Raw genomic sequence first — 21,677 nt, 5'->3', positions numbered from 1 at the left:
CCGCGATCCTAGTCGCGCGGACATCCTCCCCTTCAAGCCATATCGGCATAGGCCTTTGCGCTACGGTCGTCAAATAGCGGCGAACCACAGCCCGTCCCGAAAAACGACGCACGGGTCGCAGCGACATTTACGCCGCGCCTTCCTTGCAGGCCCGGCGGCCATCGTCTAACGCTGGATGCCTTCACCCATTTTATCATGACGTTCCGGGACGCAGCATGACCGCAACCATCGCGCTGGTGGATGATGACAAGAATATCCTGACGTCGGTGTCGATCGCGCTGCAGACCGAAGGGTTCGTCACGCGCATCTACACCGACCCGGAAGCCGCGCTGAAGGCGCTGACCGACAATCCGGCCGACCTTGGCGTGTTCGACATCAAGATGCCGCAGATGGACGGGCTGGAACTGCTGCGCCGCCTGCGCGAAAAGAGCCAGATGCCGGTCATCTTCCTGACCTCCAAGGCGGACGAGTTGGACGAGGCACTGGGCCTGGCCATGGGCGCGGATGATTATATCTCCAAGCCCTTCTCGCAGCGACTGCTGATCGCGCGCATCCGCGCCATCCTGCGCCGCGCCGAAATCAGCCGCGCCCCCGATGCCGCCGACGAACCGCCGTCCGATCCGATCGTGCGCGGCCGGCTGGAAATGGACCCACCCCGCCACCGGGTAAAATGGGACGGCAAGGATGTGACGCTGACCGTCACCGAATTCCTGATCCTGGAAACCCTTGCTGCACGGCCCGGCGTGGTGAAGAACCGCAACCAGCTCATGGACGCCGCCTATCAGGACGACGTCTATGTCGACGACCGCACGATCGACAGCCATATCAAGCGGCTGCGTCGCAAATTCCGAGAGGTAGACCCTGACTTCAACGCAATCGACACGCTCTATGGCGCCGGATACCGCTTCTCCGAAGAATGAGGACGCGCCGCTCGCGGTGCGCTGGTCGGGGCGATTGAGCCTCACCCCGCGCATCCTGGCGGTCAATGTCTTCGCGCTCGCCCTGCTGGCGGGCGGCTTCTTCTATCTGGACAGCTATCGCACGCGGATCGTCGACGATCGGCTGGAACAGTCGGCGCGCGAGCTGAAGCTGCTCGCCATTGGCCTGGAAAATGCGCCTGCCGACCGGCAGAATGCGCTGATCGCCGCCTATGCGCGCCAGACCGGCGACCGGGTGCGCCGCTATGACGCGGCCGGCAATCTGATGGCCGACAGCTTCGCCATGGATGCGCCGCGCTATCGGCTGCGCCTGCCCTCGGAAGAGGAATGGCAGCGCCATGTCGCCCGCTTTCTCGACAAGGCGGTCGACCGCGTCGTCTCCGCCGATCGCCCGCCCAATTTCGAGGAACCCGCCGTCGATCGCGCCAGCGCCTGGCCCGAACTGGTACTGGCCGCCAAGACGCGCCAGCCCCAGGCGATGAACCGCTACGCGCCCGACCGCACCTTCATGATCTCGGCCGCCGTCGCGGTGCGCGACGGTTCGGGCCTGCTCGCGACCGAAAATGCGCGCGACATCACCCGCATCGTCCGCGCCGAACGCCTCCGCCTGGGCATCGTGCTGGCTGCCGCCGTCCTCGCCTCCGTGCTGCTGTCGCTGTTCCTCGCCCGCACCATCGTCCAGCCGCTCCAGCGCCTGGCCCGTGCCGCCGTGCGCGTTCGCCTCGGCCGCGCGCGGGAGGTCACCGTGCCCCGCCTGCCCGAGCGGCGCGACGAGATCGGCATGCTCGCCCGCGCCCTGTCGGACATGAGTCATGCGCTGCGCCAGCGGATCGACGCGACCGACGCCTTCGCCGCCGACGTCAGCCATGAACTCAAGAACCCGATCGCCTCGCTCCGCTCCGCGCTCGATTCACTCGAACGGGTGGACCGACCGGACCTGCGCGACCAGTTGATGGCGATCGCGCAGGATGATGTCCGCCGGCTCGACCGGCTCGTCACCGACATCGCCGAAGCCTCCCGCATCGACGCCCAATTGTCGCGCACCCGGTTCGAGCCGATCGACCTTGGCCTGCTGATCGAACGCATGGTGCTGGCGCGCGAGGCACGCGGCGTGCCGCGCGGCATCCGCCTCGCCTTCGCCCGCCCGCGCAAGGAAGTCGCGGTCGTCCTGGGCGAGGAACAGCGGATCGTGCGCGTGCTCGACAATCTGATCGACAATGCCATTTCCTTCTCGCCCGACGACGGGCTGGTCCAGATCATCGCTACCGTCGCCGACAATGAAGTGCTGGTCAGCGTCGAGGATGAAGGCCCCGGCGTGCCCGAGGGCGAGCGCGAGCATGTCTTCCGCCGTTTCCACAGCGTCCGCCCGGAAGGTGAGGCGTTCGGCAAGCATTCGGGCCTCGGCCTCGCCATCGCCCGCTCGATCGTCGAGGGGCATCAGGGCAAGATCAGCATCGCCGACCGCGAGGATAGGCAGAGCGGCGCCCGCTTCATCGTCCGCCTGCCCATGGCCGTGGAACGCGACCCCGGCATAATGTCCGAATGAAAGCAATAAGCTGTTCATTCATCCGCACCACAATGCCAGCCCGCGATACCGCGTGAATCGACGCATTTCGATTTCCAACGCGGCGAACTGGGGCTAGAAGCAGGAAGGCAGGGGAACATGGTGCGGGCACTTTCATCAGAGACGCTTCACGCAACGACCGTCGCGATCGAGGGACGCTCGGTGTTGCTCTACGGCGCCAGCGGCATGGGCAAGTCCGACCTTGCCCTGCGCCTGATCGATCGCGGCGCAACGCTGGTTTCCGACGATTACACCCTGCTCAAGCGGGTCGACGGCCGGCTGATCGCCACCGCCCCCGAAACCATCAGCGGCCAGATGGAAGTGCGCGGCATCGGCATCGTGCCCGTGCCCCATGTCGGCGATTCGCCGGTCGCGCTGATCGTCGATCTGGCCGAAACGGTCGAACGCATGCCGATGCACGCCGCCACCCGCACCATCGCCGGAGTCGAAATTCCGCTGATTGCCGTCGTCGCGCACGAAGCATCCGCCCCGATCAAGGTCGAACTGGCGCTCAAGGCATTGGGCAAGACATGACAGCCACCAGCCCCAAGACCATTCTCCTCGTCTCCGGCCTGTCTGGTGCCGGCAAGACCACGGCGCTCAAGACGCTGGAGGATATGGGTTGGGAAGTGGTGGACAATCTGCCGCTGGTGCTGCTCGATCGCCTGCTCGACACCCCGCTCCCCGCCGGCCATGCCGGGGAGGATGACCGGCCGCTGGCGCTCGGCATCGACGCACGCACCCGCGGCTTCGACGCCAATGCCATCGTCCAGCGGATCAAGGCGCTGCGCGAACGGCACGGCCATGACGTCGAGACATTGTTCCTCGACTGCTCGGGTGCCGAGTTGGAACGCCGTTATGCCGAAACCCGCCGCCGCCACCCGCTGGCGCAGGATCGCCCGGCCGCCGACGGCATCGCCCGCGAACGCGAACTGACCGAACCGCTGCGCCGCTGGTCGGCCCAGCTGATCGACACCACCAGCCTGTCGACCAATGCGCTGCAGCAGGAAATGCGGGCCCGCTTCGCCCGCGAACAGCTCTCCGACCCGGTGCTGACCATCCTGTCCTTCGGCTATTCGCGCGGCGTGCCGCGCAATGTCGATCTGATGTTCGACATGCGCTTCCTGCGTAACCCTTTCTGGGACGAGGAATTGCGTCCCAAGACCGGCCTAGACGCCGACGTCGCCGCCTATATCCAGGCCGACCCGGCCTATCAGGAGGCGCTGGGCAAGATCCAGGATCTGCTCACGACCCTGCTGCCGCGCTACGCCGAAGCGGGCAAAACCTATATTACCGTGGCTTTCGGCTGCACCGGCGGGCGCCATCGCTCGGTTCATGTCGCCGAACATGTCGCTAGATACTTGCAAGATGCGGGCTTTTCGCCCACCGTCTCGCACCGCAATATGGAATCAGCGCCCCAGGACAGTCTGGAGAAGCGCAGACCGGGAGGCCCGAAAGCAATATCATGAAAAAGGTGGGCCGCGGAAGCAGATGATCGGACTCGTACTCGTCACCCATGGGTCGCTTGCGACGGAATTCGTCGTGGCCATGGAACATGTCGTGGGACCTCAACAGCAGATCGAAACGATCTGCATCGGGCCGGAGGATGACATGGAACTGCGCCGCGCGGACATCGCGGCGGCGGTCGCGCGCGTCAATGACGGCGCCGGCGTCATCCTGCTGACCGACCTGTTCGGTGGCACCCCCTCCAACCTCGCCATATCGCTGCTCAAGGCCGGCGAGATCGAGGTGATTGCAGGCATCAACCTGCCCATGCTCATTCGCCTGGAAAGCGCCCGCAAGGTGATGGACGTGCGCGCCGCCGTCGCCGCTGCCCGCGAAGCAGGCCAGAAATATATCAGCGTCGCGTCGGAATTGCTGGGCAGCACCTCATGAATGATATCAGCCGGGAAGTCAGGATCAGCAACAAGCGCGGCCTCCACGCCCGCGCCAGCGCGAAATTCGTCACCCTGGCCAGCGGCCTGCCCGCCCAGATTACCGTCAGCAAGGATGGCAGCGAAGTCACCGGCACATCGATCATGGGCCTGATGATGCTCGGCGCCGCCATGGGCGACAGCATCATCATCAGCGCCGCCGGCCCCGATGCACATGACAGCCTGCATCAACTGGTCACCCTGGTCGAAGACAAGTTCGGCGAGGAATAGGCACGCGACCAACGGTCCCGTTGCCGCAACAGACACGCATCCCGACATTGACGTCTCCGATCTGGCGTCCCATCTTGCAGAACAGGGCGATCGCTGATCGGGAGGCAGCATTCGCCGCCAGTTCAAGTGGATAGGCGCCATGCTCGACACGAAATTGAACGACGAAGCCGGTCGCCTGGCCGCGCTCGGGCGCTACGAAATCCTCGACACGCCGGCCGAACCCGCCTTTGACCGCATCACCCAGCTTGTCCGGTCGATCCTGGGCGTGCCGATATCGGTCGTCGCGCTGATCGATAGCGATCGTCAGTGGTTCAAGTCGCGCACCGGCATCGACACGGTCGAGACCCCGCGCGACATTGCCTTCTGCAACCACACCATCCGTGACCGTGTGCCGGTGGTCGTCCCCAATGCCTGCTCCGACCAGCGGTTCAGCAGCAATCCGCTGGTCACCGGCGATCCCAATATCCGCAGCTATGCCGGCGTCCCGCTGGCGACGCCCGACGGTTATAATGTCGGCACCCTCTGCGCGATCGATACCGTGCCCCGCGAATTTGATCCCGGCCAGATCGCCATCCTCGAAAATCTCGCCGCGCTGGTGGTCGAACAACTGGAACTGCGCCGGATCGCCGAGCGCGATCATCTGAGCGGCGCCCTCACCCGCCGCGCCTTCGTGGCGGAAATGGACAAGCATATCGCCCTCTTCCGGCGCTATGCGCGCCCGGCCAGCCTGCTGCTCTTCGACATCGACCATTTCAAGCGGGTCAACGATACCCATGGCCACCCGGCCGGCGATGTCGTGATCCGGGAAATCGCGGCCTGCTGCGAACGGACCAAACGCCCGAACGACATGCTAGGCCGGTTGGGCGGTGAGGAGTTCGGCGTGCTGCTCCCCGAAACCCGCGCGACAGAGGCTGGCGTAGCGGCCCAGCGTTTCTGCGATGCCATCGCGACGCTCGACATCCCCCATGACCCGCCGCTGCGCGTCACCGCCAGCTTCGGCATTGCCGAGATCGCCCAGGACCGGCTCGACAGCAAAGCCTGGCTCGCCGCCGCCGACATTGCCCTTTATGCCGCCAAGCATGGCGGTCGCAATCGCGTTGCCATCGCGAAAACGGACGCCGCCCAGCCCGACTGACACCGAAAGGCTGTCCTTTTTCCCATTCCCTCGATAGAGAGGCCGCTTCGTCCGCACTGGTCGCGGACCACAAGGCAGGACGCAGAACGTGGCACGCGAAATCACCGGTTTTTCCAACCCGCTGGTCAAGCGCGTGCGCTCGCTGCGCGAAAAGAAATATCGCAAGGCCGAAGGGCTGTTCCTGGCCGAAGGGCTGCGCATCCTGACCGAAGCACGCGAGGAAGGCGTGCTGCCCGAAATGCTCTTCCATGCCGGCTCCACCCACCCGCTCGCGCTCGACCTGATCGACGCGATCGAGGCGGACGGCGGCGACGTGATCGAAACCACGCCCGACATCCTGTCCAAGATCAGCGGCAAGGATAATGCCCAGGCCGTGGTCGGCGTCTATCGCGACCGGCTGACCCCGCTGGAAAAGCTCGATCGCAACACCGCCGACATCTGGATCGTCGCCCAGTCGCTGCGCGATCCCGGCAATCTCGGCACCATATTGCGCACCGGTGACGCGGTCGGTGCCGGCGGCCTCATCCTGATCGACGATTGCGTCGACCCCTTCTCGGTCGAATCGGTGCGCGCCAGCATGGGCGCCCTCTTCACCCAGTCGATCACCCAGGCGCGCTGGGGCGAATTCATGCACTGGCTGCGCCAGGGGCCGGGCGAACTGATCGGCACCAGCCTGAAAGCGACCCAGGATTATCAGGAACCCAATTATCAGAGCCCCAGCTTCCTGCTGGTCGGCAATGAGGCGCAGGGCCTGCCCGAAAGCTATGAGGCCGAATGCGACCAGCTGGTGAAGATGCCGATGCTGGGCAAGGCCGACAGCCTCAACGCCGCGGTCGCGACGGCGGTCATGGCCTATGAGCTGCTGAACCAGAAACGAAAGACATCATAAAGTCATCCCAGCGAAGGCTGGGATCTCATTTTTCTTCAGACATGTGGAAGAAGAGAGATGCCAGCCTTCGCTGGCATGACGCCAAAGGGGGCGAGAAGACGTGACACAGACGAGCGGCATGGGCGCAATGTGGCTGCATAAGCGGGTGCTGGCAGCGAGCCTCATCGGCACGGCGGTCGAATTTTACGACTTCTACATCTACGCCACCGCCGCCAGCCTGATCTTCCCCTCGCTCTTCTTCCCGGCCTCCTCGCCCTCGGCACAGTTGATGGCCTCCTATGGCAGCCTCGCCCTCGCCTTCCTCGCCCGGCCCCTGGGCGCTGCCGTCTTCGGCCATTATGGCGACCGCATCGGCCGCAAGGCGACGCTCGTCACCTCACTGATGCTGATGGGTGGCTGCACATTGCTGATCGGCTTCCTGCCAACCTATCTCATGATCGGCTTCTGGGCGCCGCTGATCCTGTGCGTGCTGCGCTTCGGTCAGGGCTTTGGCCTGGGTGGCGAATGGGGCGGCGCGGCGCTGCTGGCGGTCGAGAATGCACCCGAAGGCTGGCGCGCCCGCTTCGGCATGTTCCCGCAACTGGGCGCCCCGGTCGGCTTCATCGCCGCCAATGGCCTCTTCCTGCTGCTCGGCGCCTTCCTGACCGATTCGGAATTCTTTGCCTGGGGCTGGCGCCTGCCGTTCCTGGGCAGTTCGGTCCTCGTGATCCTCGGCCTCTGGGTCCGCCTCAAGCTCACCGAGACGCCCGAATTTGCCGCCGCGCAGCAGGAAGCGCCCCCGCCGACCGTGCCGCTTGCCACCCTGCTCTCGACCCATCTGGGCGCGGCCATCGCCGGCACCTTCGCCTGCGCCGCCTGCTTCGCCGTCTATTATATCGCGACCGCCTTCGCGCTGGGCTATGGCACCACCGCGCTCAAGATCGATCGGGAAATCTTCCTCGCGATCCAGCTTGGCGCCATCATGTTCATGGCGCTCAGCATCGTGATCGCCGGCTGGTGGTCGGACAGGAGCAGCCCCACCCGTGTCCTCGCCTGGGGCTGCGCCGGCACGCTGTTGATGGGCATCGTCTTCGGCCCGCTGATCGGCACTACGGCGCTGCTGCCGATCTTCGTCGCGCTCAGCCTCGCCTTGTTCGTGATGGGCTTCATCTACGGCCCGCTCGGCGCCTATCTGCCCGCCCTCTTCCCGATCCAGTTGCGCTATACCGGCGCCTCCTTCGCCTTCAACCTGGGCGGCATATTGGGCGGCGCGCTGGCGCCGATCGTCGCCACCTGGTTGATCGGCGCGCAGGGTGTGGCATGGGTTGGCCTCTACATGTCGGCAGCCGCGCTCATCAGTCTCGCCGGCCTGTGGTGGACCAGCCGCACCTGAATCAGATTGTCTTGCGCATCAGGATCAATGGCACGCCATTATCCTCAAATGGGCGGACATCGACAAAGCCGAAACTCCGATAGAGCGGCACGCCAGCCATTGTCGCCGACAGTTCGAGCGCGGTGAAACCTTCCACCTGCGCCGCCTGCTCGCATAGCGACAGGATCAGCGTGCCGACGCCTTTGCGGACATGGTCGGGATGAGTGTACATCGCCCGCACCTTCGCCGCATCGGTCGCGGGATCGAGCATCCGGTCATCGCGGCCTGCGCTGTGATTGCCGCCATAGGCGGTGGCGCGCCGGCTCCAGCCGCCGCATCCGGCGATCACATCGCCATCCTGGATCAGAAAATAGGTGCCATCCGCGATCAGCCGGCTGTCCAGCCCCATGAAGCCATGGCTGGCCTTCACCTGCTCGGGCGTCAGGAAGGCAGACTGCAACGCATCGATCGCGGCCGTCATCAGTCGGGAAAGCGCCGGCTCATCGGCCAGCGTCGCAAGGCGGTGGGTCAGCGTAGGAAGAAGTGCGCTCATCGGTCGCATATCTAACGAGATATCGCCCCTTTTCAAAGAGAAGGGACCGCCAGGCAAAAGCCCGGCGATCCCCGTTCAACCTCAGAATTTGAAGCTGACGCGGCCATACCAGTAGCCGCCATTGATGCCATAGGGCGAGAAGGTGACCGGCGCATCGAGCACCGCGCCACCATCGATCGGCAGGCCGTCCGCGCCATTAGGCACAGTGTCCGCCTTCTTGTCGAACAGGTTGTTCGCACCCACTGTCAGCGTGACCGCCTTGGTGAGGTCATAGCTTGCTTCCAGATCGGTGATCGCGGCCGCGCCCACCTTCACTGTCGGCGTGGTGCCATTATAGATCACCACCTGCGACGACTTGCCATAGAAGGTCTCGCGCAGGTTGAGGCTGAAGCCGCCCAGGGTGAACAGCGCGCCGGTGATGATCTTATACTTGGGCGACGCATTTTCCAGCACGCTGCGCGCGTCCGCGGCATAGAGATCCTCGTCGATCCGCAGCTTGGTGATCTTGGTCTCGTTATAGTTGGCCGACAGCGACCAGAGGATATTGCCCTCGCCGATCGGGGTCGGATAGCTGGCCGTCACATCGACGCCGCGGGTGCGGGTGTCCGCGCCGTTGGTGAACAGGTTGACGCCGGCATCGCCGACTTCCAGCACATAGGGATCAAGCACATTGCCATGGGCGGCAATGGCGTCGAGCACCGCCTGGTTGGTCACTTCACCGCCAGTCAGACCGACGATCGACCCCGTGCCGACGATCCGGTTCTTCATCTTCACCTGATAGGCGTCGATCGTGATGTTCAGCTTATCGACCGGACGAATGACCAGGCCCAGGCTGAGATTCTTCGACGTCTCCGGCTTCAGATTATCATAGCCCAGCAGTTTGGCGGCATCGGAGTTGGGCGGCAACTGCACATAGGCGGTCGTCGGACCGACATTGGTCGCCGAATAATAGGATTCGAGCAGCGAGGGCGCGCGGAAACCGGTGCTGATCGTGCCGCGAACCGCGAACTGGTCGGACAGGTCGACGCGGGTCGTGACCTTCCAGGTCCATTTTGTGCCGAAGTCGCTATAATCCTCGACGCGGACCGCGCCGTCGATCTTCCACATCTCGATCGGGTTGATCGCAATGTCACCATAGCCGGCCACGTTATGCCGTTTGTGCTTGCCGGCATCGGTGGCAAGGAAGCCGGGATAGGATTGGCCCCCTTCGAAATAGGTCGCCTCGAAATTGCCCTGCCCGATCGTGAATGTGTTTTCGCGATATTCCGCGCCAAAGGCCAGGTTGATCGGCGAGGCGAGACCAGCGTCGATTTCCTTGGCGATGTCCAGATTGTTGGTCCATTCCGACGCCTTGAGGAAGCCGTCATAGAAGTTGGACGGGGTATAACCGGTGTTGATGAACAGGGTCCGGTTCGCCGAATCCAGCGTGTAGAGCTTCATATAATCCTGGCCATAGGTGGTGCTGATATCCCACCGGAAGCCGCCGGCTTCGCCCTTCAGGCCCGCCGTGTTCGAGAAATCATCTTCCTTGATCGCCTCGCGCGGATTGAAGCCGGTGACGCTGACCAGCAGATCCTCGCCCGCCACACCCAGCGTGTTGGAGCGCGTGACGCGCCAGGGCTGACGATAATTTTCATAAGCGCTGGCATCGCGATGACCATAGCTGCCGAAGGCATAAAGCTCGACGCCGCCAAAGTCGTGGCCGGCATTGTAGAAGATGGTGGTCAGCTTCGAGCGCGAGTCACCGACAATCCGGTTGGTGTAAGGCGCATTGGGCAGGCCGATCGCCGCCATCGCCTCATGCGCATCGCCCAGATCGTCGCGCAGGCTGCCATCCGCATTGTAGATGCGCGAGTCGACGCCGCCCCGCTGCGAGAAGCCATGATAGCGATGGAACATGGTGAAGTTGAGATAGCTGTCCTCGTCCAGCTTCGGCGCAAAGGTGATGCTGCCCGAATAGGTCGTGCCGTCACCTTCATAATATTGGCCGCCGGTAAAGCTGCCCGAAATGCTGTCCTTGTCATCCTTCAGGATGATGTTGATGACGCCGGCGATCGCATCGGAACCATATTGGGCCGCGGCACCATCCTCCAGCACTTCGATGCGGCCGATCGCACCGGGCGGGATCATGTCGAGGTCAGGCGAAGCACCGCCCTGATAGGGGCCGCTCAACACATGCAGGTTGGCGGTGCCATGGCGGCGCTTACCGTTGACCAGCACCAATGCATGGTTCGGGCTGAGGCCGCGCAGGCGCGCCGACAGGGTCAGGTTGGCGGTATCGCCGCCAAAGGCTTCAGCGGTGAAGGAAGGGACGAGCTGCGTCAGCACCTGATTGAGGTTGGGCTGGCCCACCTTCTCCAGTGCGGCGCTGTCAATCACCTTGATCGGCGCGGCACTTTCGGCAGCCGTCACGCCGGTGGCTCGCGTACCGGTCACGATGATCGCGGCGCCTTGATCGACAGCAGCGGCCTGCGGCACGCTATCCTGCGCAAAAACGGGAACAGAAGAACAGATTGCAACAGCAATCGCAGCACGAGACGTCAAACCCGTATACTTCATGAAATGCCCCCTAATATTTTTATGTGTGGAGCCTCTCCCAGATATTATTTCTCTTATTTGTCCCTTATCTTTCCTTTTTTTCAGGCGAAGTATGCCGCTCGCCAAATCCACAGGATCTGGACGCAGACATATTCAGCAACGACTGGAAACGTTAGGCTGACATAAAACCGCCATGGCAGAAATGGATTTCACGCAGTCGCAAAAAATCGCTTCGCACATGCGAACAACATGGCTGCCAAATCATATGTCAAATGATTGTAACACAAAGAAAAAGGCGGCAGCCCCCGGGGCCGCCGCCTGTTTCATTTTTACAACTGTCAAGAACAGTTTTTGAAGGATTAACCTTCGGTACGCGTATCGCGACGTTCGGCGATGCGCGCGCGCTTGCCGGTGCGGCCGCGCAGATAATAGAGCTTCGCACGACGCACGACGCCACGACGGACGACGGTGATCGAATCGAGGTTGGGCGAATAGAGCGGGAATACGCGCTCAACGCCTTCGCCGAACGAAATCTTGCGAACGGTGAAGTTGCTGCCCATGCCCTTGTTGGAACGGGCAATGCAAACGCCTTCATAGTTCTGAACGCGGCTGCGCTCGCCTTCGATGACCTTCACGCCGACGCGCAGGGTGTCACCGGGACGGAAATCAGGGATTTCCTTGGCCAGGGCGGCAATGTTCTCGGCCTCGATCTGCTGGATCAAGTTCATGTAACTTAGTCCTTATTTTCGCGTTGCGCACCAGAGGGCGACTGGTCCCGAACGCCGATATGACGTTCCCAAAGGTCCGGCCGCCTTAGCCGTGTATCTGCCTCCGCCTGTTGTTTCCGCCAGGCAGCGATCTTCGCATGATCCCCCGATCGCAACACTTCGGGAATCCTGCGCCCCTCCCATTCAACCGGTCGGGTATAATGCGGATATTCAAGAAGCCCCGTTTCAAAGGATTCCTCGATACCGCTGGAAGCGGCGCCCATTACACCGGGAAGCAGGCGGATGCAAGCATCCAGCAGCATCAGCGCGCCCATTTCCCCGCCGGACAGAATGATGTCGCCCATCGATATCTGCTCAATCGGCCGGGCATCGAAAATCCGTTCGTCAAAGCCCTCGAACCGCCCGCACAGCAGCGTCACGCCGGGACCGTCCGCCAGCGCCCGGATCCGCGCCTGGGTGATCGGCGTGCCGCGCGGCGTCATCGCCAGGATCGGCAGGTCAGGCCGCTGCGCCAGCGCATGGTCGATGCCCAGCGCCAATATGTCGGGCTTCAGCACCATGCCCGCCCCGCCCCCCGCCGGCGTATCGTCGACGGTGCGATGCTTGTCGGTGGCAAAGCTGCGCATCTGGATCGGATCGCACGTCCATTTCCCTTCGGCCAGCGCACGCCCCGCGAGCGACACGCCCAGAGGCCCCGGAAACATCTCGGGATAGAGGGTCAGGATCTGGGCCGCAAAGCTCATCTCCGGCGCGCCCGCAGCCGGGCAGCGGACAGGCCGCCAATCAGGCAGAGCGCACCACATCCCATCATCACGAAGCCGATCATGCGGAGCATGTCGGCGAAGGGCCGCTCAGGATGCAACATGCCCGGCAGCAGCACCAGCAGTGGCAGGGGGCAGACCAGCCCGATCGCCACCAGCGCCTTCACCCAGAGCGGCCAGCCGAGGCCGAACAGCCGCCAGCCCCCGGCCAGCATCATCAGCAGATAGATTGCGGTCAAAATTTGCGCCATGGCTGCGCGCCTAGAGCATTTTCGCCGCAGGGGGAACTGCCGATCGCGCCGCGCTCAGGGCGCCTTGACCTCCAGCTTCAGTTCCTGGATTTCCGCGTCTGCGGTCGGTGCCAGCAACAGGCTGCCCGCCACCCGCCCCTTCTCACAGGTCCAGGTGAACTTGCCCGACAGATTGCCCGTCGCGTTCAGCGGTGCATCGACCGCGCAGCTACCGACCTCTCCCTTCAACGCCGCCAGGCGCTTGCCCCAATGCACCGCATCGGCGTCCATCAGGAAATTCATCGCCAGATTGTCGCGGGCGGCCAGCACATCGCCCGACGCGTAAATGCGCCCTGCCGCGGCATAGCCCTGCGCCAGCAGCGGACTGACCGGCACATCCCGCGCGATCAGCGCGCCCGCCTTCTGCAACAGCATCGCCGCATCCCAGGCGGCGCCCGCCCCGCCATTATAGGTGCGGTTGGTGAAGACGAAGATGCCGACACCATAATCCGGCATCAGCATCACATGGCTGCCATAGCCGGGATAGCCCCCGCCATGGGACAGGGTCAGCCCCAGGTCGCAATCCTGCGCGATCCGCATGGCAAAGCCATAGGCCGCCGCCTGGCGACAGGCAGTCGCCCCGCTCTTGCCGTTGCGCTGGGCGACGCTCATGAAATTGCTGCCTTCCGCCAGCATCCGCACCGATGCCCGGCTGACCGGGCCGCTCTCTGCCGCATCGCGCGGCGGCCAGGCCGACAGCAGGAAGGCCACCCAGCGGGCATAATCATTGGCACTGGTCTGCAGCCCGCCCATCGCGCCAAAGGCGCCGTCGGCCATGTCGGGCTCGCGCTTCCAGCGCCCATCTTCCCAGCGATAGCCGAGCGAGCGCCGCGAAACCGGCCATTCGCTCAGTTGATAGCCGCTCGATGCCATGCCCAGCGGCGTCAACAGGCTCTGCTCGACATAGCGGCGATAGGGCATGCCCGAGACATTGGCGATGATCCGCCCCAGCAGCGCATAGCCGAAGTTGGAATATTCATAATGGGTGGCCGGCGCGCTGCTCATCGGTACGCCCTGCTCCAGCATCCGGGTGAAGTCCGCGTCGGGCAGCGGCGTCTGGCGGTCGCCCCACGGATTATCGTCGACAAAGCCCGCGCTGTGCGTCAGCAGGTCGCGGATGCGGATGCGCGGGCTATCCTTGGTCGTATAGGTCCAGCCACGCATTTCCGGCACATAAGTCTCGGCCAGATCATCGAGCGAGAGCTTGCCCTCCTCCCGCAGCTTCAGGATCGACAGCGCGGTGAACGCCTTGGTCATGGATGCGATGCGGAACAGGCTGTCCGCCGTCACCGGCCGCTTCTGCACCAGATCCTGCGCGCCAAAGCCCTTCACATGGACCAGCCTGCCATCAGCGACGATGCCATAGACCAGACCCGGCGCATGGCTATCGACCTGGAAATCGGCAAAGAGACGGTCAATCTCGGGGATGGCAGCGTCGATCTTCCTGGCATCGGCAGCAACCGCCGGCGCAGACAGGATGGACAGAAATCCCGACAGGGCCACCATGCGCACAGCCATGGTCATCATGCGCTCCAATCCTCCACTGTCAGGCCGGGAATATCCGCGAAATCCTTTTCGTTGCGCGTGACCAGCACCATGGCCGACGCCATCGCCTGCGCTCCGATCAACCGATCGAACCCCCGACGACGCACCCCCACCAGGCGCACCATCTCGGCATAGGTGTGCGCCGCCGCATCATCGAACGGCAAGATATTCAGCAGCGCCAGAAATGTATCGACGCGCCGCAGGTCGCCGACCGGATCGCTAGAGCCGCGATTGCCGACCCGCAATTCGGCAGCAGTGACAGCGGAAACCGACAGGCGATCGAACTCGGCCGCCATCCGCTCGGCCAGACGAGCGCTCCGTCCGAGCAGGAAATCAATGCAAATATTGGTGTCGAGCAGATAAGCGAGGTGCGTCATGCCGCAGACGACGCCGGCCCGGTCCAATCGCGATCACCCTGATCGATATCACCGCGCCCTTCCGCCATGAAGCCCGCCGACATGCTGCCGAACAGGGACAAAAGGATGTCGCGCTGCTGACCCTGCTTCCAGAAGGAAAAACTGCCATCGGCATGCGGTATCATGACGACTTCCTCGCCGTCATTCAGCCCCAGGCTCTTGGGCAGCCGCAAGGCCAGGCTGTTGCCCGACTTGAAGACCTTGGCCCGATATTCTTCGCCCATGGAGAAGCTCCGTATATACGGAGCGTATATACTATTCGGTAAAAGCCGCGTCAATCACGGCGCCGTCCTCGCTCAGCACCACCACATGCATCGGCGCCATGAAGCGCTTGCCGGGCTTGCCCTCGATCGACGGACGCTGCACCTCGATGATGTCACCGGCGCCGAAATTCTCGACCGCGATGATCTCGCCCAGCGTCTCGCCGGTGCTGCTGGTGCAGGGAAGGCCGACCAGGTCGGCATGATAATATTCACCCTCGGGCAAGGCCGGCAGGGCGGAACGCGGGACGGTCAGCGCCGTGCCGCGCAGGGCTTCGGCCGCGCCGCGATCGCCGATCTCGGCAAAGCGGGCCACCGCGCCATTCGGGCCGGGGCGCACCGACTTCAACGTCAATGTGCGCCCCGCCGCATCGAAGCTCTTGTAGCTTTTCAGGGCCTCGGCCCCTTCGCCAAACAGCTTCAGACGGACTTCGCCCGCCACGCCATGGGCACCGATGATCGCGGCCAGGGTGACGGGCTTGTCGGTCAAGAGGATCAGCCCTCGGCCTGCTCGGCAGCAGCTTCCTCGGCGGGAGCAGCTTCTTCAGCGGCCGGAGCGGCGGCAGCGGCAGCGGCTTCGCGCGCAGCTTCTTCAGCTTCGGCAGCCTTGGCAGCGCGGTCTTCAGCGCGGTCCTTGGCCTTCTGGCCCGGCTCAGCCTTCTTCGGGTTGTTGCGAGCAGCGCGTTCCTTCACGCCAGCGGCGTCGAGGAAGCGGGCAACGCGGTCGGTCGCCTGGGCGCCGGCGGCAACCCAGTGCTTCGCACGCTCGACGTCGATGATTACGCGCTTTTCGTCGCCCTTGGGCAGGACGGGGTTGTAGCTGCCGATGCGCTCGATGAACTTGCCGTCACGCGGGGCGCGGCTGTCGGCCACGACGATGCGGTAATAAGGGCGCTTCTTGGAGCCGCCGCGCGACAGACGAATGGAGGTTGCCATGGAACTAGACCTTTCTATTCAAACCAAATTACGGAAATTGCTTATTTCTTCATGAAATTCTGAAAGCCGGGCGGAAGCTTGGGCATGTTGCCGCCCAGGCCACCAAGGCCACCCAGACCCGACAGGTCGGGCGGACCGCCCTGCCCATCCGCGCCGCCCGGTCCACCCAGGCCGCCCAATCCACCCATGCCACCGCCGGTGAACATCTTGGCCAGCCCCTTGAGGCCGCCCATCTTGCGGATCTTCTTCATCGCCGTTTCCATTTCCTGATGCATTTTCAGGAGACGGTTGACGTCCTGCACGGTGCGGCCGGCGCCCTTGGCGATACGGATCTTGCGCTTGGCGTTGATCAGCGCGGGCTTCTCGCGCTCCTTGGGGGTCATCGACCCGATCATCGCGTCCAGATGCAGCAGCGTCTTGTCGTTGGCGCCGCTATTGGCCATCGCCGCCTGCGCCTTCTTGAGGCCCGGCAGCATGCCGGCCAGCGCGCCCAGGCCGCCCATGCGGCGCATCTGGTTGAGCTGGCTGCGCAGGTCGTTCATGTCGAACTGACCCTTGGCCATCTTCTTGGCCAGCTTGTCGGCTTCCTCGGCGTCGATCGTCTCGGCGGCCTTCTCGACCAGGCTGACGACGTCGCCCATGCCCAGGATGCGCTGGGCAACGCGGGCCGGATGGAAGGGCTCAAGCGCATCCAGCTTTTCGCCGGTGCCGGCAAACTTGATCGGACGGCCGGTGACCGCGCGCATAGACAGCGCCGCGCCGCCACGGGCGTCGCCATCCATGCGGGTCAGCACGACGCCGGTCAGCGGCACCTGCGCGGTAAAGCTGGTCGCGACATTGACCGCGTCCTGGCCGGTCAGCGAGTCGACCACCAGCAGGATTTCCGCCGGATTGGCGACGTCGGCGACCGCCTTCATCTCGTCCATCAGCGCCTGGTCGACATGCAGTCGGCCGGCGGTGTCGAGCATGACCACGTCGAAGCCCTGCAGCTTGGCCGACTGCAGCGCGCGCTTCGCAATCTCCACCGGCTGCTGGCCGGCGACGATCGGCAGGGTCGCGACATCGATCTGGGTGCCAAGGACGGCAAGCTGTTCCTGCGCGGCCGGGCGCTGGACGTCGAGCGACGCCATCAGCACCTTCTTGCGCTCCTTGTCCTTCAGGCGCTTGGCGATCTTCGCGGTCGAGGTCGTCTTGCCCGAACCCTGCAGGCCGACCATCATGATGACGGCGGGCGGGGTGACGTCGATCAGCAGGTCGCTGGTTTCGGCGCCCAGCGTCTCGGTCAGCGTGTCGGAGACGATCTTGACGACCATCTGGCCCGGCGTGATCGACCGCAGCACATCGCTGCCGACAGCCTTTTCGGTGGCCTGGTCGACGAACTGGCGAACCACGGGCAGCGCCACGTCGGCTTCCAGCAGTGCGACTCGCACTTCGCGCATCGCGGCACGGACATCGTCCTCCGTAAGCGCACCGCGCCCACGCAGCTTGTCGAATACCCCACCGAGACGATCGCTTAGCGAATCGAACATCATCACCTCAATTCGGGCCAAGGCCCGGAAAATCCATGCACCACCCCAAAACGACAAAATCGCCGGCGGGCGAAAACTCGCCGGCCAGCGTCCATTCGATATCCCTCTTGGACATCCTGGAGTCGTCAGGGTTCCAGGACCAGAGTCCCGGATGCAGGGCGCCCCTTAAGCCAAAGCGGCCGCACGCGCAAGTGCGCTATCCCGCAGCCAGCGCGGCCGCCGCCCCAACGACGATCGCCGTGCGCCCCAGCGACTCGACCAGCAGCAATCGTCCGGCGATCACCGCCAGTCCCCAGCGATAGGCCGGATGCACCGCGCCGCGCAGCCCGGCATCGGCGCGCATCGCGATCCCGACATAGAGCAATTGCATCAGCGTCGCGCAGGCGCCCGCCCATGGCCCCAACAGCGGCATCGGCAATATCCGGCCGAATGCCGGCTCCATCATCGCGATGGTCCCGCACAGCATCAGCCGCTTGTGCCAGTCACTCCGCCGCCGCCGCAGGATTGCCGCCAGCGTCAGCGAACCAAAGGCCAGCATGTCGAGCGGCCCCAGCACCAGAAAGATGCCCGGCGCGAAGAAGGGCGGCGCCCGCCCCATCTGCACCGCCAGGATCGACGTCGCGACACCCCACGGGATCATGAAGCAGGCAAGCCCTGCCGCAACCCAGCCCAACTGGCGATGGAGATCGGTCCGCCGTTGCGCCACCAGCAGCGCCTGCGCCAGGAACAGCAGCGTCCATGCCAGCAACGACAGCGCATGGACATGCACCCACCAGGGCACGGTCGCCACGTCGACATAGCCGCGCAGGGCAAAGCTGCCGAAGCCGCCGACCACGGTGACGGCGACCAGCACCGCCATGCCGGTAAAGATGCGCCGCTCTCGCGCCTGCCGCTCGATCATACCGATTGCCGTCGCCATTGCGTCGACCTCCCGTTCCTTCGCAACAATAGCGCAGCAACCGCGCTCGATATTGTAAGAAGTCGCCACATCCCGGCTCAACGCTTGCGCCGCCCGGCGCTTTGCGCCAGCAAACGCGCCATAGACCGTATAAAGGGGGAGCCGTTACATGAGTTGGACACGTCGCAAGCCGATGGAGGCGATGACGCCCCAGGGAGGCAGCCACAGCATGGCGCGCACCCTGTCCTGGCCGCATCTGCTGGCGCTGGGCGTCGGCGCGATCGTCGGCACCGGCATCCTCACCCTGATCGGCGTCGGCGCCGATCGCGCCGGCCCGGCCGTGCTCATCTCCTTCGCCATTGCCGGCGCGATCTGCGCCTGCGCCGCGCTCGCCTATGCCGAATTGTCGACGATGATGCCGGCGGCGGGCAGCGCCTACAGCTACTCCTACGTCGTGCTGGGCGAAGGCATTGCCTGGATCGTGGGCTGGAGCCTGATCCTCGAATATTCGCTGGTCGTCTCGACCGTGGCGGTCGGCTGGTCGGGCTATGCCGCCCCGCTGCTCACCCCGCTCGGCTTTCCCGAGGCGCTGACCAAGGGACCGGAGCTTGGCGGCCTCATCAACATCCCCGCCATCTTCATCATCGGCGTCGTCGCCGCCCTGCTGATGTTCGGCACGCGCGAAAGCGCCCGGCTCAACACGCTGCTGGTGCTGATCAAGATCGCGACCCTCAGCCTGTTCGTCTGGGTCGCCCTGCCCGCCTTCGACGCCCAGCATCTCGAACCCTTCATGCCGTTCGGCTTTGCCAAGCATATGGGGCCTGACGGCATCGAGCGCGGCGTGATGGCGGCGGCCGCGATCATCTTCTTCGCCTTCTACGGCTTCGACGCCATCTCGACCGCGGCCGAGGAAGCCAAGAATCCGGACCGTGACCTCGCCATCGGCATCGTCGGCTCGCTGATCGTCTGCACCCTCATCTATGTGCTGGTCGCCGCCGCAGCGGTGGGCGCCATGCCCTTCACCCGCTTTGCCGACAGCCCGGAGCCGCTCGCCCTCATCCTGCGTGAAATGGGCCAGGGGTCGATCGCCCGGATCGTCGCGATCGCCGCCGTCATTGCGCTCCCCACCGTGCTGCTGGGCTTCCTCTACGGCCAGAGCCGCATCTTCCTGGTGATGGCGCGCGACGGGTTCCTGCCGCAATCGCTCGCCCGCATCTCGAAGCGCGGCACCCCTGCGCGCATTACCGCCGTCACGGCCGTGCTGGTGGCGGTCATCGCCGGCGTGCTGCCGATCGACCAGATCGCCGCGCTCGCCAATGCCGGCACGCTGATCGCCTTCACCGCCGTCGGCGCCTGCCTGCTGATCCTGCGCCGCCGCGCGCCGGGCCTCAAGCGCCCCTTCCGCACCCCGGCGGCGACGCTGGTGGGCCTGGGCGCCGTGCTCGGCTGCGCCTATCTGTTCCTCAGCCTGCCGATGAAGACCATCTATGCCTGCCTGATCTGGAACGCGATCGGTCTCGCCGTCTATTTCCTCTACGGCCAGAAGCGCGCCTCAGCCGCCCGCTAGGGCCAAGGTCCGCACAAAGAAAAAGCCTCCCGTCGCGACAGCAACGGGAGGCTTTTTCTTTGCCTCGAACAGGGCAGCGCTCAGTGCGCCGCCGACGTGTCCACCGGCCCGCTGGGCTTGGGCGCCAGCCAGACGATTACAGCCGCCGCAAACAGCACCAACGCGGAGATGAAGAAGACATAGTCGACCGAAATGGCGATCGCCTCCTGCTCCACCAGATTGGAGATGGTCTGGCGGATCTGCTCGGTCGTCATCCCCATGCCCGACAGCGCGCGCTGCGCATCGTCGGGCTGCAAGGCGCCGGCCAGTTCGTTGCGCGACACGCGCTGGCTGTCGCTCCACCCGGTCAGCACCAGCGAGGTCGCGATCGCGATCGCCATGGTCCGCAGGAAATTCTGCAGGCCGGCGGCCGACGCCGTCTCGCTCGGCGGCACCGACCCCAGGGTCAGCGTCGTCAGCGGGATCATGAAGAAGGGCATGGCAAAGCCCTGCACGAACTGCGGCAGCGCCAGCCCGAAAAAGTCGATGCCGCTGGTCCAGTGCGCCCGCCACAGGGTCATGCAGCCCAGCCAGAAGACCGCGCCCGAAATCATGATGCGCGGATCGACCTTGCCGGTGAAGCGGGCCGCGAAGGGCGCGCTCATCACCGCCGCCATCGCCGTGAAGGCGGTGACGATGCCCGACCAGGTCGCGGTATAGCCCATCGACATCTGCAGCCATTGCGGGATGACCACGATGCTGGAGAAATAGGCGCCGAAGGCCAAAGCCAGGGTGAAGACGCCCGATGAGAAGCCGATATGCCGAAACACCCGCAGGTCGACGATCGGATGCTCCTCGGTCAGTTCCCAGATGATGAAGACGATGAAACCGATGCCGGCCAGGATGGCGAGCGTCAGGATCAGCGGGTCGGAGAACCAGTCATGGTCGCGGCCGATGTCCAGCATCACCTGCAGACAGCCGATCCAGAAGATCAGCAGGCACAGGCCGATCTTGTCGATCGGCTGGTGCGCCGTATCGGTCTCCACCGGCCGCAGCATCGCCATCGCCGCGACCACGCACAGCGCCGCGATCGGCAGGTTGATGAAGAAGATCCAGTGCCAGCTCCAATTGTCACTGATATAGCCACCGACGATCGGCCCCATGGCCGGCCCCAGCAGCGTCGTCATCGCCCACAAACCCATGGCGCGCGGCCGCATTTCCGGCGGGAAGATGCGCAGCAACAGGGTCTGCGACATCGGCATGATCGGCCCGCCACAAATGCCCTGCCCCAGGCGCGCCGCGACGATCATGCCCAGCGTGGTCGACAGGCCGCACATCATCGAGAAGAAGCCGAAGCCGATCATCGCCCAGATGAAGGTCCGCACCACGCCGAAACGCAGCGCCAGCCAGCCGGTCAGCGGCACGCAGATCGCCTCCGCCACCGCATAGGATGTGATGATCCAGGTGCCCTGGTCGCCGGAGATGCCCAGATTGCCGGCGATATGCGGCACCGAGACATTGGCGATGGTCAGGTCGAGCACGACCATGAAGTTGCTCAGCGCCAGCACCAGCCCGGCAAGCGTGCGGGTGCGTGGCGAGAGCAGATTATAGGTTTCGGGACCGCTCACGCGCTCG

General features: G+C 64.5%; 23 protein-coding genes. 10 read left to right on the top strand and 13 right to left on the bottom strand.

Annotated elements, in window-relative coordinates:
• The first annotated feature begins 215 nt into the window (after positions 1 to 215).
• From N6H05_RS11600 to N6H05_RS11560, 9 genes are all read left to right on the top strand, one after another.
• Complete coding sequence (locus N6H05_RS11600; RefSeq protein ID WP_284113975.1) at positions 216 to 920, top strand: response regulator transcription factor; 705 nt, start codon at positions 216 to 218, stop codon at positions 918 to 920.
• Positions 889 to 2,484 carry a sensor histidine kinase gene (locus tag N6H05_RS11595; RefSeq protein WP_284113974.1) on the top strand — a complete coding sequence of 532 codons (1,596 nt, stop codon included), beginning with the start codon at positions 889 to 891 and terminating at the stop codon, positions 2,482 to 2,484. Before N6H05_RS11600 ends, N6H05_RS11595 begins: the two co-directional genes overlap by 32 nt.
• A gap of 117 nt (positions 2,485 to 2,601) precedes the next feature.
• Positions 2,602 to 3,036, top strand: a complete 435-nt coding sequence (locus N6H05_RS11590; protein ID WP_284113973.1) for an HPr kinase/phosphorylase — start codon at positions 2,602 to 2,604, stop codon at positions 3,034 to 3,036.
• A complete protein-coding gene (rapZ, locus tag N6H05_RS11585) occupies positions 3,033 to 3,971 on the top strand; it encodes an RNase adapter RapZ (RefSeq protein WP_284113972.1) in 939 nt (312 codons plus the stop codon). Before N6H05_RS11590 ends, rapZ begins: the two co-directional genes overlap by 4 nt.
• A gap of 22 nt (positions 3,972 to 3,993) precedes the next feature.
• Positions 3,994 to 4,398 (top strand): PTS sugar transporter subunit IIA, encoded by a 405-nt coding sequence (locus N6H05_RS11580; RefSeq protein WP_004208084.1) that lies wholly within the window; start codon positions 3,994 to 3,996, stop codon positions 4,396 to 4,398.
• A complete protein-coding gene (locus N6H05_RS11575; protein ID WP_284113971.1) occupies positions 4,395 to 4,667 on the top strand; it encodes an HPr family phosphocarrier protein in 273 nt (90 codons plus the stop codon). Before N6H05_RS11580 ends, N6H05_RS11575 begins: the two co-directional genes overlap by 4 nt.
• Before the next feature lie 139 nt (positions 4,668 to 4,806).
• Positions 4,807 to 5,802 (top strand): sensor domain-containing diguanylate cyclase, encoded by a 996-nt coding sequence (locus N6H05_RS11570; RefSeq protein WP_284113970.1) that lies wholly within the window; start codon positions 4,807 to 4,809, stop codon positions 5,800 to 5,802.
• Between the two features lie 88 nt (positions 5,803 to 5,890).
• Entirely contained in the window at positions 5,891 to 6,691 is an 801-nt protein-coding gene (locus tag N6H05_RS11565; RefSeq protein ID WP_284113969.1) for a TrmH family RNA methyltransferase, read from the top strand.
• Between the two features lie 118 nt (positions 6,692 to 6,809).
• Complete coding sequence (locus N6H05_RS11560; protein WP_284114214.1) at positions 6,810 to 8,063, top strand: MFS transporter; 1,254 nt, start codon at positions 6,810 to 6,812, stop codon at positions 8,061 to 8,063.
• A 1-nt stretch (position 8,064) separates the two neighbouring features.
• Here the strand turns inward: N6H05_RS11560 and N6H05_RS11555 are convergent, their stop codons facing one another.
• The 12 genes from N6H05_RS11555 to N6H05_RS11500 form a co-directional block, all read right to left on the bottom strand.
• Positions 8,065 to 8,595, bottom strand: a complete 531-nt coding sequence (locus N6H05_RS11555; protein ID WP_284113968.1) for a GNAT family N-acetyltransferase — start codon at positions 8,593 to 8,595, stop codon at positions 8,065 to 8,067.
• Between the two features lie 81 nt (positions 8,596 to 8,676).
• Positions 8,677 to 11,031, bottom strand: coding sequence for a TonB-dependent receptor plug domain-containing protein (locus tag N6H05_RS11550; protein WP_284113967.1), 2,355 nt, complete (start codon positions 11,029 to 11,031; stop codon positions 8,677 to 8,679).
• 461 nt (positions 11,032 to 11,492) lie between these two features.
• A complete protein-coding gene (rplS, locus tag N6H05_RS11545; RefSeq protein WP_284113966.1) occupies positions 11,493 to 11,861 on the bottom strand; it encodes a 50S ribosomal protein L19 in 369 nt (122 codons plus the stop codon).
• 5 nt (positions 11,862 to 11,866) lie between these two features.
• On the bottom strand, positions 11,867 to 12,604 hold the full coding sequence (gene trmD, locus N6H05_RS11540) for a tRNA (guanosine(37)-N1)-methyltransferase TrmD (RefSeq protein WP_284113965.1): 738 nt from the start codon (positions 12,602 to 12,604) through the stop codon (positions 11,867 to 11,869).
• On the bottom strand, positions 12,601 to 12,873 hold the full coding sequence (locus N6H05_RS11535) for a hypothetical protein (RefSeq protein WP_284113964.1): 273 nt from the start codon (positions 12,871 to 12,873) through the stop codon (positions 12,601 to 12,603). Before N6H05_RS11535 ends, trmD begins: the two co-directional genes overlap by 4 nt.
• 54 nt (positions 12,874 to 12,927) lie before the next feature.
• Complete coding sequence (locus N6H05_RS11530; protein WP_284113962.1) at positions 12,928 to 14,439, bottom strand: serine hydrolase domain-containing protein; 1,512 nt, start codon at positions 14,437 to 14,439, stop codon at positions 12,928 to 12,930.
• Positions 14,436 to 14,834, bottom strand: a complete 399-nt coding sequence (locus N6H05_RS11525; protein ID WP_284113961.1) for a type II toxin-antitoxin system VapC family toxin — start codon at positions 14,832 to 14,834, stop codon at positions 14,436 to 14,438. The genes N6H05_RS11530 and N6H05_RS11525 overlap by 4 nt, the downstream gene beginning before the upstream one ends.
• The gene (locus tag N6H05_RS11520; protein WP_004208096.1) at positions 14,831 to 15,097 is read right to left on the bottom strand and encodes an antitoxin; all 267 of its coding nucleotides are present in this window, start codon (positions 15,095 to 15,097) and stop codon (positions 14,831 to 14,833) included. Before N6H05_RS11520 ends, N6H05_RS11525 begins: the two co-directional genes overlap by 4 nt.
• 31 nt (positions 15,098 to 15,128) lie before the next feature.
• Positions 15,129 to 15,623 (bottom strand): ribosome maturation factor RimM, encoded by a 495-nt coding sequence (rimM, locus tag N6H05_RS11515; RefSeq protein WP_004208097.1) that lies wholly within the window; start codon positions 15,621 to 15,623, stop codon positions 15,129 to 15,131.
• Positions 15,624 to 15,628: 5 nt separating this feature from the next.
• Entirely contained in the window at positions 15,629 to 16,069 is a 441-nt protein-coding gene (gene rpsP / locus N6H05_RS11510; protein WP_004208098.1) for a 30S ribosomal protein S16, read from the bottom strand.
• A 41-nt stretch (positions 16,070 to 16,110) separates the two neighbouring features.
• On the bottom strand, positions 16,111 to 17,601 hold the full coding sequence (gene ffh / locus N6H05_RS11505; RefSeq protein WP_010335520.1) for a signal recognition particle protein: 1,491 nt from the start codon (positions 17,599 to 17,601) through the stop codon (positions 16,111 to 16,113).
• 193 nt (positions 17,602 to 17,794) lie between these two features.
• The gene (locus tag N6H05_RS11500; RefSeq protein ID WP_284113960.1) at positions 17,795 to 18,517 is read right to left on the bottom strand and encodes a hypothetical protein; all 723 of its coding nucleotides are present in this window, start codon (positions 18,515 to 18,517) and stop codon (positions 17,795 to 17,797) included.
• A gap of 148 nt (positions 18,518 to 18,665) precedes the next feature.
• Here N6H05_RS11500 and N6H05_RS11495 point away from each other — a divergent pair, with 148 nt between their 5' ends.
• A complete protein-coding gene (locus N6H05_RS11495; protein WP_284113959.1) occupies positions 18,666 to 20,063 on the top strand; it encodes an amino acid permease in 1,398 nt (465 codons plus the stop codon).
• A gap of 80 nt (positions 20,064 to 20,143) precedes the next feature.
• Here the strand turns inward: N6H05_RS11495 and N6H05_RS11490 are convergent, their stop codons facing one another.
• Positions 20,144 to 21,670 (bottom strand): DHA2 family efflux MFS transporter permease subunit, encoded by a 1,527-nt coding sequence (locus N6H05_RS11490; RefSeq protein ID WP_284113958.1) that lies wholly within the window; start codon positions 21,668 to 21,670, stop codon positions 20,144 to 20,146.
• Between the last annotated feature and the right edge of the window lie 7 nt (positions 21,671 to 21,677).

The sequence above is a fragment of the Sphingobium sp. WTD-1 genome (assembly GCF_030128825.1).
Taxonomy (GTDB): Bacteria; Pseudomonadota; Alphaproteobacteria; order Sphingomonadales; family Sphingomonadaceae; genus Sphingobium.
Note: the sequence above shows the minus strand (reverse complement) of the source record. Positions and strands in the feature narration are given on the sequence as shown.

What these genes read in the sequence shown, in the direction of transcription:
- trmD (WP_284113965.1), bottom strand. Translation starts at nt 12,604, where the DNA reads ATGAGCTTTGCGGCCCAGATCCTGACCCTCTATCCCGAGATGTTTCCG.
- N6H05_RS11595 (WP_284113974.1), top strand. Translation starts at nt 889, where the DNA reads ATGGCGCCGGATACCGCTTCTCCGAAGAATGAGGACGCGCCGCTCGCG.
- N6H05_RS11580 (WP_004208084.1), top strand. Translation starts at nt 3,994, where the DNA reads ATGATCGGACTCGTACTCGTCACCCATGGGTCGCTTGCGACGGAATTC.
- N6H05_RS11535 (WP_284113964.1), bottom strand. Translation starts at nt 12,873, where the DNA reads ATGGCGCAAATTTTGACCGCAATCTATCTGCTGATGATGCTGGCCGGG.
- N6H05_RS11555 (WP_284113968.1), bottom strand. Translation starts at nt 8,595, where the DNA reads ATGAGCGCACTTCTTCCTACGCTGACCCACCGCCTTGCGACGCTGGCC.
- N6H05_RS11570 (WP_284113970.1), top strand. Translation starts at nt 4,807, where the DNA reads ATGCTCGACACGAAATTGAACGACGAAGCCGGTCGCCTGGCCGCGCTC.
- N6H05_RS11495 (WP_284113959.1), top strand. Translation starts at nt 18,666, where the DNA reads ATGAGTTGGACACGTCGCAAGCCGATGGAGGCGATGACGCCCCAGGGA.
- N6H05_RS11575 (WP_284113971.1), top strand. Translation starts at nt 4,395, where the DNA reads ATGAATGATATCAGCCGGGAAGTCAGGATCAGCAACAAGCGCGGCCTC.
- rpsP (WP_004208098.1), bottom strand. Translation starts at nt 16,069, where the DNA reads ATGGCAACCTCCATTCGTCTGTCGCGCGGCGGCTCCAAGAAGCGCCCT.
- ffh (WP_010335520.1), bottom strand. Translation starts at nt 17,601, where the DNA reads ATGATGTTCGATTCGCTAAGCGATCGTCTCGGTGGGGTATTCGACAAG.
- N6H05_RS11560 (WP_284114214.1), top strand. Translation starts at nt 6,810, where the DNA reads ATGGGCGCAATGTGGCTGCATAAGCGGGTGCTGGCAGCGAGCCTCATC.
- N6H05_RS11500 (WP_284113960.1), bottom strand. Translation starts at nt 18,517, where the DNA reads ATGGCGACGGCAATCGGTATGATCGAGCGGCAGGCGCGAGAGCGGCGC.
- rapZ (WP_284113972.1), top strand. Translation starts at nt 3,033, where the DNA reads ATGACAGCCACCAGCCCCAAGACCATTCTCCTCGTCTCCGGCCTGTCT.
- N6H05_RS11520 (WP_004208096.1), bottom strand. Translation starts at nt 15,097, where the DNA reads ATGGGCGAAGAATATCGGGCCAAGGTCTTCAAGTCGGGCAACAGCCTG.
- N6H05_RS11590 (WP_284113973.1), top strand. Translation starts at nt 2,602, where the DNA reads ATGGTGCGGGCACTTTCATCAGAGACGCTTCACGCAACGACCGTCGCG.
- N6H05_RS11525 (WP_284113961.1), bottom strand. Translation starts at nt 14,834, where the DNA reads ATGACGCACCTCGCTTATCTGCTCGACACCAATATTTGCATTGATTTC.
- N6H05_RS11600 (WP_284113975.1), top strand. Translation starts at nt 216, where the DNA reads ATGACCGCAACCATCGCGCTGGTGGATGATGACAAGAATATCCTGACG.
- rplS (WP_284113966.1), bottom strand. Translation starts at nt 11,861, where the DNA reads ATGAACTTGATCCAGCAGATCGAGGCCGAGAACATTGCCGCCCTGGCC.
- N6H05_RS11530 (WP_284113962.1), bottom strand. Translation starts at nt 14,439, where the DNA reads ATGATGACCATGGCTGTGCGCATGGTGGCCCTGTCGGGATTTCTGTCC.